This is a genomic window from Rhizobium aethiopicum, from assembly GCF_900094625.1.
Lineage (GTDB): Bacteria > Pseudomonadota > Alphaproteobacteria > Rhizobiales > Rhizobiaceae > Rhizobium > Rhizobium aethiopicum.
This window is the reverse complement of sequence record NZ_FMAJ01000020.1, coordinates 49,842-62,565: the sequence shown is the minus strand read 5'-3', so window position 1 is coordinate 62,565 and position 12,724 is coordinate 49,842. Positions and strand designations below refer to the sequence as shown.

The following is a 12,724-nucleotide window of genomic DNA, read 5'->3' as shown; positions in this document are numbered from 1 at the left end:
TTCCGCTCCCGGCCGGAAGCCAGCATCCTGTCCATGAGACGGTCCGAACCGCGCAACGCTTCATAAGCGGCCGGATCATTGGTCACCGCGGCAGCGATGCGATCGCCAGCAAAACCTTTTGCAAGCAGTTCCTCGATCTTGCCGACGGCTCCTGCCGGATTGCGCCAGATCGTCCTTGCCGCGTTGGCCAGCGCCTCACGCTGCTGACGGTAAAGGGGAGCGGAGAGAACGCGCGCTCGCGCCTCGTCGTCGACTGCTATCTTGAACTCGGTGACAGCGGCAAGCATGGGCAGCACGGTCACATTCTCCTTGCCTGCCCCCCTGTCTTGCTGCTGGTCCGGAACGGCACTGGCTGCCGCAACGATCTTCGAGCGGTCCTGGCGTTCGGCCAGATGTTGCTCCTCGGCAAAGCGTTTGACGGCTTCAAACAGGTGGGTCAGCTTCTCGCGTTGGCCAGCCATCAGAGCTTCCGGCATGCGCTCGGCGATGTTGCGCTCGGCAACCGCATCCGCCTTCGCGGTGAACGCGCTCCAGCCGAAGCGCGCAGACAGTGCTTCGCTGACTGCCTTGATCTCCTGCACGACCGTGCGGTCCTTCGCGGCAAGGGCAAACGCGGTCTTATAGGCATCCTCCCCGCCCCTGTTGCGAACCGCCTCGATCTCCACGAGACGCGCCATCGCGCCTTCGGAGAGCGCCGGGATCGACAATGACATATGTGCGCGACGCGCCTGCTCATTGAGCTCGAACCGTTCGGCGTTCCTGCGGAACTCGGTCGCATGGGCGCGAACCAGGGGAAGCAACTCCGTCACAGCAGCCAGGGCGGCATTGCGCTCCTCCCGCGCCGCGCGTCCGTCGACGATCAGCTCGGAGCCACGCAGGCGGCCAAGCCGATCGGGGCTCGCGGAAAGATCGGCGGCGAGCCTGCGGGGTTCGGTGCCGGCATCTGCAGCACGTGCGTTCAGGGCGACAAGGGCGCCATCCGGATCGCGATAGATCTTCTCCAGCACCGGTCGCAGCAGCGTTTCCCGATCCTTCCACGCCGGGGAAGACAACTGCGCCAGGCGCGCATCTTCATTGGGGCTTCTGGCGAATTCGGTGTTCGTCGGGATCAGATAATGGGCTCTGCCGGCGTTTGCGCCGGAGACGGGGTGGGATTCAGTTCGCACCTCGCTGTAGGAGACGCGACGTTCCCGCTCGATCGTAAAGCCGAGCGCCATGCTTGCCCGCTCCCAGAGCTTTTCCACCTGCTCCCGCTTTGCGGCCATCCACGCAAAGCGCCGCGCGATGTCCTCCTCGATCTCGGCCGCAGCCAGCGAGAGATGATCAAACCCGCGGCGGCGGGCGAAGTCCTCTGCATAGGCCCGATAGCCGGCCCCGCTTTCGAAATCGAGTGTCGTGGTCTTGGCGCCGGAGCGCGACAGCCGCTCGACGAGCGGCTTGAAAAGATCCGGCCGATGACTTTCCCGCTCGATGCGGTCCTGGCGGGCTTCGGCGGTTTCGAGCTGCCTGGCCGTCCAGACGTTGCGGTCGACCTCCCGCTCCTCATAACGTTTCCGGCCTGTCTCTTCATCGACAACAGCAATCTGGACCTTGACCCGCTCCACGCCGTCCTTGCGTAGCGTGACGGTATCGCCCTCCAGGACGCCGCCCTCTTCGAGCGCTTTGGGCAGGCTCACGCCCCACAGCCGATGGGTATTGCCGTCGTCAGTCTTCACATCGGCATAGGGGCTGTCATCGGCATTCTCATCATCGGGCCTAAATTTGGCCTCTCCGGTTTTGACAAGCTCGCCGGTCACACCCGCGGCATGATCGACACGCGGCTTGCGTCCCCATTCCGGTCTTGGCTCAAAATCCTCGCTCGCCGCATAAAGATCGACGCGATCGCGATGCCTGGTCATCGCCACATAGGTCAGGTGTTGGTCCATCATGCCGGTGGCAAGCACGAAGGTGCGCTCGACGGTGGTGCCCTGGGCTTTGTGGATCGTTGCGGCATAGCCGTGATCGACATTGCCATAGCTGTCTTCGCTGAAGACGACCCGGCTGCCGTTGTCGAGACGAACCGACATCAGAACTTCGCCGCGTTTGTCACCGGTGGAGATGACTGTGCCGAGCATGCCGTTCTTGACATACTGCGGACCATAACTCCTGGCCCGCGGCTCGAGGAAGCGGGCGTTCTCCAGGAAGATGATGCGGTCGCCGGCGGCGAACTCCCGCGCCCCGCGCGCCGTCTGGAAGGTGCGGCTGTCGGTCAGCGTATGCTGGCCGGCCATCACCTCGCGCAGCGCCTCGTTCAGCTTGCGGACATCGTCATTGGTGTGGGCAAGGACGAGAAGCTCGTCACCCCTTAGATGGCCATCCCTGCCCTCAGAGACGGATCGAACAATTGCCTGTTTGCGCGCCTCGGTCCAGTCGCCGACAATCCGGTCGATCGTTTCCGCGCGTGTCTCTGCCTCGGCAAGGTGACTATGCCGGGCATAAACGTCGAGACCTTTCTCGATCTCGCCGTGGGCAAAGAGCCGCGAGGCTTGGCGCGCCCATTCTTCGCGCTGGCGGCGCACGCCGGCAAGCTCGGCAAAACCGATGCGCTCGGTGATCGCTCGGAAGGCAGCGCCAGCCTGGATCGGCTGCAACTGCATCGCATCGCCGACCAGGACGACTTTTGCGCCCGCCTCTTCGGCGATCTTCAGCACACGGGCCATCTGCTGCGAGGCCACCATGCCTGCTTCATCGATGACGAGCACATCACCGCGATGGAGTGTGTCGCGCCCATTCGCCCAGGCCAGTTCCCAGGCGGCCAGTGTCCGCGATTGGATGCCGGAACTGTCTTCCAACCCTTCCGCTGCCTTGCCCGCAAGCGCCGCACCCATCACCCGCCTGCCATCGCTTTCCCAGGCAACACGCGCGGCCGCAAGCAGCGTCGACTTGCCGGCGCCGGCAAGGCCGACAACAGCCGCGATACCGCTGTCGCCGGCGACATGACGGACGGCATCGACCTGTTCCGCATCGAGCCTCAACGGATGTTTAGGATCGCCGCTCTCGACGCGCTCGATCGCCGTATCGACCTGCCGAGCCGAAACGCCGAAGCCTCCTTGCTCCGACAGAACCCGGGCCGACTGCGCCATGTCGTATTCGATGCGCAGCATCGCCCGTGTGGTGAACACGGCCGGGGCTGCGACCTCGCGCGTTTCTCCGTCGAATTCTTGCGGCTTCAGCATCACCAGTTCATCCGACGCCATTAGCCGGGCGCGGATATTGGCGAAGTCTGCGGGATCATCGACATAGCGGTGCAGCGCCTTGGCGATATCCTTCTCGTCGAAGGTGGAGCGCTCATTGCCGAGCTGCTTTAGCAGAAGCTCCGGCTCGGTTAGCAACCGATCGGCCATCTCCTGCCGGCGGGCGAGATCGGCGGGAGCGAAATAGAGCTCTCTGCACTTGCGGGCGAGGGCTGCCTTCTCATGCCCGAGATGCCTTTGCGCGATGCCATCAAAACCCTGTTCGGCATAGGAGCGGCCGTCGAGCCGGATCTCATGACCGGCGAGCGCCAGATGCCGATTGGCTGTTTCCGCCCAGCCAATCTTCCAGGCCTTCATCGTTTCCCTGTCGCCGGCCCAGAGTTTGTAGACGATCTTGCCGCTCGGCCGGTCCGGCGTGGCGACGCGCAGCGACTTGCCGTCTTCGCCAAGGACGGGAACCTTCTTCGGTCCGAAGCCGTCCTCCGTCAGCGGACGCAGCGTGGTCATGAGATGGATGTGCGGATTGCCCTCCTTGTCGTGGTAGACCCAATCAACTACCATGCCCTTAGCCGTGAGATTGTCACGGACGAACGCGCGAACCAGCGCGATGTTCTCCGCCCGCGTCAGCTCTTCCGGCAGCGCGATGATCAGCTCGCGGGCAAGCTGCGCGTCCGCCCGTGTCTCGAAAGCATCAAGCGCATTCCAGAGCGCCTCACTGGCTTTCGCAACGGATTGCCCGTGGGTTGCGGTCTTCAGCCAGGTCGGGACCTGATTGGGCAGCGCCAGCTCCTCATGCACCAGTTCCCGCGATCCACCGCGATAGCTGAAGGATGTTCCAGCCTGCTCGTCCATCATCCGGGCGCGATGACGATAGGCGGCGGCGGAAACGATGCTGCGTCCGGCTCCCCTGCTGATCACCTGCGCTCTGACGAACATGATCGCCACTGATGTCTCCAGACCTCTCAAGCATGTCGCGCCAGCGACGTATATTGCGCCCTCAAACCGATCGAACCAAAGGGCCGATGCAGCCTTTCCGGAACACGGCATAGGCCGGATTCCGCTCGCGACGTTTTCAGATTGATGCAAAATAGCCTATTTAACTATCTTAGTTTAGTGAGTATAATCTGGCCGCCAAGTTTCAGGAAGGATGAATTCAAAGATGGGCACAAAATCATCGATCACCGACATAGACTGCCAGATCGAGAGGCTGCGCGAGCGCCGGCGCGCGATGATCGCCAAGTCTGCCGAGCGCTTTGCGCGGGCCGCGACGAAGTCGGGGCTGGCGGAAATGGAGATCACCGACGAGGAGGTCGATCGCCTCGTCGAGGAGATCGCGGCTCGATTTCGCAAAGGAGAGAAGAAAGGCACCGATGGCGCATCTTCACCGCGTCGACCAGCAGCTGGCGGCACTGGAGCGCCGGCGGAGGTTTCTCATGACCGCTAATCGCAAGAACGAGGCCCGCGAGAAGTTTCTGCTCGGCGGCCTCGTCGTCAAGGCAGGCCTTACGAAAGCTGACCGGGCATTCCTGCTTGGCGGCTTTCTCGAATTGGCAAGGATCGCCCTGGGTTCATCGGAGCATCGGCGCTTGCGCGATATCGGCGAGGAGGCATTCAAGATCCCCAGGCTCGACGGCAGTTCGCGGGGCATTGCCGAGGCGGCAGAATGACCGCGAGAACAAAATCGCACCCGAGCCTGTTGCTCGTTCTGGCGCCGATCGCCGCAACTGCGTTTGCCTCCTATGTCGTCGGCTGGCGGTGGCAGGAACTGGCCGCAGGCATGTCAGGCAAGGCGGAATATTGGTTCCTGCGGGCTGCACCCGTGCCGGCGCTTCTGTTCGGGCCGCTCGCGGGGCTGTTGACGGTCTGGGCTCTGCCACTGCACCGGCGAAGGCCGGGGGCAATGGCAAGCCTTGTCTGCTTTCTGGCTGTGGCCGGTTTCTACGCACTGCGCGAATATGCCCGACTTGCCCCGTGGGTCGAAAGCGGCGCGCTCTCATGGAGCAAGGCACTCTCCTATCTGGATCTCGTAGTCGTCATCGGCGTACTGGTAGGCTTCATGGCGGTGGCGGTTGCCGCGCGCATCTCGACCGTGGTGCCCGAACCGGTGACGCGCGCCGGGCGCGGAACTTTCGGGGACGCGGACTGGCTTTCGATGTCCGCGGCGGCAAAGCTCTTTCCACCCGACGGCGAAATCGTCATCGGCGAACGCTACCGGGTCGACAAGGAAATCGTTCATGAGCTCCCCTTCGATCCGAACGACCAGGCCACTTGGGGGCAAGGTGGCAAGGCTCCGTTGCTCACCTACAAGCAGGACTTCGATTCCACCCACATGCTCTTCTTTGCCGGGTCAGGTGGATACAAGACGACGAGCAACGCAGTGCCGACGGCGCTGCGTTATAGCGGGCCGCTGATCTGCCTCGATCCCTCCACCGAGGTCGCGCCAATGGTGGCCGAACACCGAATCCGCGTTCTTGGGCGCGAGGTGATGGTGCTCGATCCTCGGAATCCGATCATGGGCTTCAATGTTGTCGACGGGATCGAAGCATCCAAGCAAAAGGAAGAGGAGATTGTCGGCATTGCGCATATGCTGCTGTCGGAAAGCCTGCGCTTTGAAAGCTCGACAGGATCCTACTTCCAGAACCAGGCGCACAACCTCCTAACTGGTCTGCTCGCCCATGTCATGCTCTCGCCGGAATATCAGGGGCGGCGAACCTTGCGCAGCCTCCGTCAGATCGTTTCCGAACCGGAGCCCTCGGTGCTCGCCATGCTCCGCGACATTCAGGAGCATTCCACTTCGGCCTTCATCCGCGAAACGCTCGGCGTCTTCACCAACATGACCGAACAGACCTTCAGCGGAGTCTACTCCACGGCATCGAAGGATACGCAGTGGTTGTCGCTCGACAGCTATGCCGCGCTCGCCTGCGGCAATACCTTCAAATCCAGTGACATCGCCTCGGGCAAGAAGGACGTCTTCCTCAACATTCCCGCCTCAATCCTGCGCTCCTATCCCGGCATCGCGCGCGTCATCATCGGTTCTCTGATCAATGCCATGGTGCAGGCCGACGGCGCCTTCCAGCGCCGGGCGCTGTTCATGCTCGATGAGGTGGACCTGCTCGGCTATATGCGGGTGCTTGAGGAGGCGCGAGACCGCGGCCGCAAATACGGGGTCTCGATGATGCTGATGTACCAGTCGGTCGGGCAGTTGGAGCGGCATTTCGGGAAGGATGGCGCGACGTCATGGATCGACGGTTGCGCCTTTGCCTCTTACGCAGCGATCAAGGCGCTCGACACGGCGCGCAACGTCTCGGCGCAGTGCGGCGAGATGACGGTGGAGGTCAAAGGCAGCTCCCGCAACATCGGCTGGGACACGAAGAACAACGCATCGCGGAAATCCGAAAGCGTCCACTTTCAGCGCCGGCCGTTGATCATGCCGCACGAAATCACCCAGTCGATGCGCAAGGACGAGCAGATCATCATCGTCCAGGGGCATAGTCCGATCCGCTGCGGCCGGGCGATCTACTTCCGGCGAAAGGAGATGGATCGGGCGGCTAAGGTCAATCGTTTCGTCAAACCGGTGCAGTGACGATCGAAGCTGTGCGGTAACGTGGCTATCGCAAGGGAGAGCTCAGCGGAATCGACTGACCTCCGTAGCCGACTTGCGGCGACTGATGAATTCGCGCAGCAGCGGCATGAAGAAAGCCTTGCTGAAGCGGCCGGTTGGCGGCTCAGGTTCAAGGTAGAATGAATTTCCGACGATGTCGGTATTGAACTCATCGAAGATGATCCAAAGCCTACGATCGGCATCGAGGCCGGCACGGCGCTTTTCGATATCCGGCACTTGCGCGGCGAACCGCGATGCCTCCGGTTGCTTAGTGGTGATGGGAAAGAAAAGAACCAAATCACCGTCCGGCCGCGGCATTCTCACACCGACCGCGACCGGCCGCTCCTTGCGTCCTTCCGTTTCTCCACGTCCAGCCTCTCGCGCCCATAGATAAGGATAGCGTATAACGCTTGCGGTCTGGATCAGCTCGTAGTTCATGAGCGGCCTGCCTCGTCCTCGGCGGCATAGGCCTCGACGGCGTTTTCGAACTCGGCAAACAGCTCATCGGGCATGGCTTCGATGGTCCCGACGGTGCGCCGGTCCGACTGCTTCACCAGCCGCTCGTAATCTTCGATATTGAGGAGAACCAGACGGGGTTTATTCCGCTGGGTGATCGTCACGGGATGACGTAGAGCCTCGGCGATAATGTCACCCGACTTACGTGAGAGATCGCTGCTTGAATAGAACCCGCTTGTTTTGGACATATGGCTTCCTTTGTTGCCGCACTGCTGCGATATACAGCATTTACAACAATTCCGCAATTGCTGAGCAAACTTTGTTGCTTTCGTTGCTCAGTTCGCAACGCTATTGAGCCTTTCGTCAAATAGAAGACTCTCAGCATGTGAGATGGTCCGACCATTATGATTAAACGGCGCGCCCCGTAAAGACGGGGATGCCGGTTGCCAACGTGATATCCTTGATAATCGGCGCCAGCGAACCGAGTTCGTCCCGATCAGCGCAACGAGCTCCGGATAGTTGATATCGACGCCACTGCCATCGGCAGCCAAAGCGTTCATCCAATCGCTGCGGTTGAGGCGGAATTCATTCGTGTCGCAATCAAATTCGAGGTCGTCCAGTAGATTGATGGCGAAGCGCTCGAAAATCTCGTTCTCACCCTCTAGCTGACATTCGGCGAATTCATCGTCCCCGATGAGAACACTTCGTTCCAATTCCATGATGACGTGGATCCGAGCGATTGCCGCGTCGAGCCCTTCGACCAGGCGATCGTGGAGCTTTCGCGAAAACTCGCTTTCGCAGGCGAAGCGGTTTGCAATGACGATGAGACGAAAGCCAACAAGCATGGTGTTTTGATCTGTTGTCATAATGTGATCTCCTTCCTCTTCATGACGGAGATGGGGCCATCTGTTGCAAAGAGGGGTCAAGGACCGCCGAACGCGGCTTGCAAGCGGGGGAACCGATCTTCCAGAGCGCAGTGAAACGCAGCGTCGGAAAAATTGGGGGAGACCACGCCGTCCTTGACGCCGCATTTGCTGGAGTAAAATCGAACGTCAGAGAGAAGAAGGCCGCGACCGTTTCCGGCGTGAGCCGGCAGGAAGTGTGAAGGATGGAACGCCAACAGCCTGGGACCGGGGATCCTGCCAAGTCATCCCGCAGAGGGGACGTAACCGGAGGCGGAGACCGTTTAGGGGGCCGTGAGCGGAGCGAATATTACCCGGCCGGCCAATGGCCGGTTCGCCCAAATCCACGATCTTCGGCGTCGACCGTCATCACGAAAATGAATCGGTGTGGGTCGACTGATTCATAAGTGTCGTTGGACGCGAAAGCTGGAACCGGCGATTCTTCCGTCATGCTCGCTCAACCCTATCAGCTCTACATCGAACGCACCGACGCCACGAAAAACATGGCGCGCTTCTACGCGCTCGCGATCGAACCAACGCTGTTCGGCACGCCCTGCCTGACGCGGCGATGGGGACGCATCGGAACGATCGGACAGGCAATGGTGCATCACTTCGATAGGGAAGAGGATGCAGTCCGCATGTTCCTCGAACTGCTCCGATCGAAACGGGCGCGCGGCTATAGACCGAACGCAAGTCTCCGACGTGAACCCATGGTCTGGTGCTGTCCGCGGACGCCTTCCTGATCCTTGCCGCTGATCAATCGCGTGAAGCGCAGCCTCAGGTCGACGGGTCGATCCGGCGTGCCAGCCCAGGCGAGAAGGCAAACGCCGCCCTCAGAAGGGTGGCGCTGCGTCGATGGTGCCCTCCTGCTCGGCGATCGCCACCGTCAGTTCGGCCTGAGCGACCTCCAGCTCCGCTTCGATCTGGCGGCGCTCGACCGGATCGGAATTCCTGAGCTCGGCGCGGAGTTCTTCAACCTGAATTTCGAGTGCAATCGTCATCGTCGTTATCTCCTCAATGATGTGAAAGATGACGCTCGGGGTCGTGAGGATCGGGCCGGGTCAAGGATCGCGTTAGCGACCGGCGGAGCCGGTGAGCGGAGGAACCGATTTTCTGACGGTGCCCCTCAGGGCGCCGGCTGAAAATTGGAGGGGCCGCGAAGTCCTTGAGGCGGCACGATCCTCACGACAGACTTCAAGGATCTGAGCAGACAGTCCTTGCTCTCGTGTGGCACGAGAGAAGGAGTGAAAGCGGGCTCGATGCCCGCGTTCAGTCCCGATACTGCGCGCAAAACCTGAGAAACGGCGAAGCCGGCCCCGATTGCTCGGGGCCGCTCGCTTTGCTCTTCAGTTCGGATTGTTCCAGAGGATGACCTTCTTGTTCGGATCGCCGCCGGGAGCCGGTGCGAGGTTGCCGAAGATCACGCCGATCTCGGGAGCCTCCAGCTTCACCGAGAGGTATTCCTCGCCGGTCTGCCGCGCGATGCGGTTCCAAGCGGCGCCGATCTCGAAGCCCGTCTTGCGGTGAATGACGCGGTAGTCGGGCGCTTCTTCACTTGCCTTCTGAGCGTTTGGGACGATGGCGATCGGGGCGTTGATCCGGATGGTGGCGAAGACGCCTTCGAGGATGCCGTCGGTCTTCTGTGTAAGCGTTGCGATCGTCGTGGCCATGGTTCTGTCTCCTTCGGTTGCTCGGGACCATTCCCGATGGCGCACGAAGAGACGGCTGATCTGCTGCGGTCAGCTCGATCGAAAATTTAGCAAAATTCTATTTTCTAACAGGACAAAAGAACCCAAATTGAATTTTGCAAAAATTTCGGGCGAGTCTTACCCCTTCAGGGGTTGGCCGCAAAAGCAGGCGGTCGTCTATACGAGCGACATAAAACGGGAATGGTTCGGGGCAATCGAAGGCCGCGACAAACCATCATAGCCACCCGGTCCAAGTGCTGCGGATATCGCCCCCGCGCCCTTGAACGCTTCGGCCAGATGCCCATCAACACGATACTCAGGCCCGCCCAAAATTGCTGCAGGCGCTGAGCACATCCCTTACCATGTCATCCCTTCGCTGATCCGCGATCGCCGCAGCGACCGCATTGCCGCATGCAGACCGTGCGACCATCCGCAGGGGCAGCCTTGAGAAGCTGGTGCAGCAGGCAGGCGCGATCAGTTCGACAGCCTCGCAAGAGGAGTGGGCCGATGCCCAGCCAAGTAGCCTTGGAACGTATTGTCAGCAGGAGACTGCAACAATTTCAAGCGCCCGGCTTCAACCAGTGCAGCTACCTTCGTTTAAAAAGGGCCAATACTTCTTCTGTGTCCGGTAACCACTCCGGAAGGTACTACCAGCCGCCCCGGCGATAGCTGGCGCTGTTTCTCACGGAACCGACGCCCTTGGCAAAGAACCAGCCGGGATCAATTCCATCCTGCTCCCACGAGATGTTGTGACCTGTCACGGCTCGCTCCACGCCTGATCATCTTTCGGGTGTATTTAATCGGGCCGTATGCCCAGGGCAAAGCTCGTCATCGGCGCTAAGCTAGGGGTGCGTATCGAGCAGCGGCCTCACGCCCCAACAGTGGCTCGAGCGCCCGGCAATCGGACTCGATCAGCGCCGTCCAATCGATCTTCTTGGAACGGCCGCAGGCGTCGAACTGGTTGAGGATCATCTCGACCGTCTCGAATACGGCGTCTATGCATGACCCTTTTACCAATCGGGCTCGGCGGGACCGAGCTGGTGGTACGGCGGCTCGATCAAGCTGTCCACGCGCCGACATGGGATAGCGGCGAAGGCGCTTATCGCGTAGGCGGCCGCTGGAACAGCAAGTGCGTTCGCGCCGTCTACTGCTCGCTCGATCCTGCGACGGCGATCCTTGAGGTCCCGGTTCACAAGGGGTTTCGGGCGCTCGACATCGTGGTCCACATGATGACGGCCTCGGTTATTGCTGATGCTGGCGATGTCCATGTCGTCGATCCCGGAATGTGCCCAATTCCAATTGACTGCGCCCGGGTGTTCCCGGCGCGGGACAACAAGCCTTCGGAGATGATTTGCTTGGCCGCCATCGTTTCGTTGCGATCCCGAGCGCGGTCTCGCCGTATAGCTGGAACCTGATTTTTCTCGCAGGCGGCACGCTAGGCTCCTATGCGCTAAAATTCCAGGAGTCTTTTGCCCTCAATACGCGGCTGCACCCACCCACGACATGAAGGTTGACGATGCGGCACCTATGACGTGAGCGCGCAACCATTCGGCTCGTCCTCAGAGCCTACGGACGGTGCATTCAAACTTCAAAAACAGTACCCACCGAATATCGACGGGTTTGTCCGCGATCTAGATAGCGCTTACGCGCCATCTCCTGCTGCCTGCCAGACGGAGATGCCGAGTCTGCGGGCCTTGTCGGCGAGATTGCCGGTAATGCCGGAACCGGGAAAGACGACGACGCCAGCCGGCATGACCGAGAGCATGTCGTCGTTGCGGCGGAACGGCGCCGCCTTGGCGTGCTTGGTCCAGTTCGGCTTGAAGGCGATCTGCGTCACCTTGCGCGCCTCGGCCCAGCAGGCGGCAATGCGTTCGGCGCCCTTCGGCGAGCCGCCATGCAGCAGCACCATATCAGGATATTTGGCGAGAGCCTGATCGAGCTTCGCCCAGATTCGTTCGTGATCATTGTAGTCGATGCCGCCGCCGAAGGCGATCTTGGTGCCTGCCGGGATCAGCACCTCGGTCTCGGCTCGGCGACGGGCGGATAGAAAGTCTCTGGAGTCGATCATCGCCGCGGTCATGTTTGCGTGGCTGACCTTGGAGCCCGTCCGCGGCCGCCATGCCGACCCGCATTGGGCTTCAAAGAGATCGCCCGCAAAGTCGCGCATGAACTCGAAGGCGTTGCGGCGTTCCAGAAGCGTGATGCCTTCGGCGACGAGGCGCTCAAGCTCGACGCTTTTCACCTCCGAGCCGTCCTGCTCGCGCTGACCATTGCGCTGACCATCCTCATTGCGCTGAAGCTCACGCTGGATGCGTTCGCCGGCGCGATGGAAAAGGTTGACCGTCGACCAGAGCAGGTCTTCGAGATCCGGCTCCAGGCGGGTGTCGCCGAGCATTTCGAAGAGGGCGTCGAACATTGCGGTCAACGCCGACTGGACGACCGGCTCCTCTGGCAACGGGCGCGGGTCCGGTTCGTCCTGGAAAGGGCGATGGCCGTAGATCTGTATCTCGTAAATGAAGCGGTCGGTCGGGGAAGAGCCGTGATGCTCGAAGGCATCGTCGATGGGAAGGGTCAGGTTCATGATGGTCTCCGTGGGTTGGGCCGCGCCTCTCGCGGCCTGACGGCGATCCCTGGCCATGCGGCAGACGGGCCGGAACCGCGGCGCCCGTCGCCGCGGCCCAGCGGAGCGCCGGGCGGACGGAGGGAGGGTTTCTTGCGGCGCGAGGAATGGTGGGCCGCACGCGGCCCCAGCCAGGGGAAGAAACCTGAGCGACCCGCTGAAGGCCCGCCCGCCGTAGGGTAAGGGTCGCCTCCCGGCAGGCCCGCGGGCGCGCCAGCGAGCGG

At 61.5% G+C, this 12,724-nt stretch carries 10 protein-coding genes and 3 pseudogenes; 6 read left to right on the top strand and 7 right to left on the bottom strand.

Going from position 1 to position 12,724, the window contains the following annotated elements:
- On the bottom strand, positions 1-4,178 hold a 4,178-nt coding region (traA, locus tag GA0061105_RS27975), incomplete at its 3' end, for a Ti-type conjugative transfer relaxase TraA (protein ID WP_092754106.1).
- A 214-nt stretch (positions 4,179-4,392) separates the two neighbouring features.
- Between traA and GA0061105_RS27970 the strand changes: the two genes are divergently transcribed.
- The 3 genes from GA0061105_RS27970 to traG are packed head-to-tail and all read left to right on the top strand — an operon-like array spanning position 4,393 to position 6,816.
- Positions 4,393-4,677, top strand: coding sequence for a TraC family protein (locus GA0061105_RS27970; RefSeq protein ID WP_092754115.1), 285 nt, complete (start codon positions 4,393-4,395; stop codon positions 4,675-4,677).
- On the top strand, positions 4,667-4,900 hold the full coding sequence (locus GA0061105_RS27965) for a conjugal transfer protein TraD (protein ID WP_092754103.1): 234 nt from the start codon (positions 4,667-4,669) through the stop codon (positions 4,898-4,900). The genes GA0061105_RS27970 and GA0061105_RS27965 overlap by 11 nt, the downstream gene beginning before the upstream one ends.
- The gene (gene traG / locus GA0061105_RS27960; RefSeq protein WP_092754100.1) at positions 4,897-6,816 is read left to right on the top strand and encodes a Ti-type conjugative transfer system protein TraG; all 1,920 of its coding nucleotides are present in this window, start codon (positions 4,897-4,899) and stop codon (positions 6,814-6,816) included. The genes GA0061105_RS27965 and traG overlap by 4 nt, the downstream gene beginning before the upstream one ends.
- 42 nt (positions 6,817-6,858) lie before the next feature.
- Here traG and GA0061105_RS27955 read toward each other — a convergent pair whose 3' ends face one another.
- The 3 genes and pseudogenes from GA0061105_RS27955 to GA0061105_RS27945 form a co-directional block, all read right to left on the bottom strand.
- The gene (locus tag GA0061105_RS27955) at positions 6,859-7,272 is read right to left on the bottom strand and encodes a hypothetical protein (protein ID WP_092754097.1); all 414 of its coding nucleotides are present in this window, start codon (positions 7,270-7,272) and stop codon (positions 6,859-6,861) included.
- A complete protein-coding gene (locus GA0061105_RS27950) occupies positions 7,269-7,538 on the bottom strand; it encodes a type II toxin-antitoxin system prevent-host-death family antitoxin (RefSeq protein WP_092754094.1) in 270 nt (89 codons plus the stop codon). The genes GA0061105_RS27955 and GA0061105_RS27950 overlap by 4 nt, the downstream gene beginning before the upstream one ends.
- Positions 7,539-7,698: 160 nt before the next feature.
- A pseudogene (locus GA0061105_RS27945) lies at positions 7,699-8,156 on the bottom strand (hypothetical protein).
- Between the two features lie 485 nt (positions 8,157-8,641).
- Here GA0061105_RS27945 and GA0061105_RS27940 point away from each other — a divergent pair.
- On the top strand, positions 8,642-8,935 hold the full coding sequence (locus tag GA0061105_RS27940; RefSeq protein ID WP_092754092.1) for a WGR domain-containing protein: 294 nt from the start codon (positions 8,642-8,644) through the stop codon (positions 8,933-8,935).
- 90 nt (positions 8,936-9,025) lie between these two features.
- Here the strand turns inward: GA0061105_RS27940 and GA0061105_RS33010 are convergent, their stop codons facing one another.
- Both GA0061105_RS33010 and GA0061105_RS27935 read right to left on the bottom strand, forming a co-directional pair.
- A complete protein-coding gene (locus tag GA0061105_RS33010; protein WP_167358586.1) occupies positions 9,026-9,193 on the bottom strand; it encodes a hypothetical protein in 168 nt (55 codons plus the stop codon).
- Between the two features lie 345 nt (positions 9,194-9,538).
- A complete protein-coding gene (locus GA0061105_RS27935) occupies positions 9,539-9,862 on the bottom strand; it encodes a DUF736 domain-containing protein (protein ID WP_092754089.1) in 324 nt (107 codons plus the stop codon).
- Between the two features lie 894 nt (positions 9,863-10,756).
- Here GA0061105_RS27935 and GA0061105_RS27925 point away from each other — a divergent pair.
- Both GA0061105_RS27925 and GA0061105_RS27920 read left to right on the top strand, forming a co-directional pair.
- Positions 10,757-10,885 (top strand): annotated as a pseudogene (locus GA0061105_RS27925) (antitoxin Xre/MbcA/ParS toxin-binding domain-containing protein); the annotation flags it as partial.
- A pseudogene (locus GA0061105_RS27920) lies at positions 10,882-11,387 on the top strand (RES family NAD+ phosphorylase). The pseudogenes GA0061105_RS27925 and GA0061105_RS27920, both read left to right, overlap by 4 nt.
- Positions 11,388-11,522: 135 nt before the next feature.
- Here the strand turns inward: GA0061105_RS27920 and GA0061105_RS27915 are convergent.
- On the bottom strand, positions 11,523-12,461 hold the full coding sequence (locus GA0061105_RS27915) for a DUF2493 domain-containing protein (protein WP_092754086.1): 939 nt from the start codon (positions 12,459-12,461) through the stop codon (positions 11,523-11,525).
- Positions 12,462-12,724 lie beyond the last annotated feature (263 nt).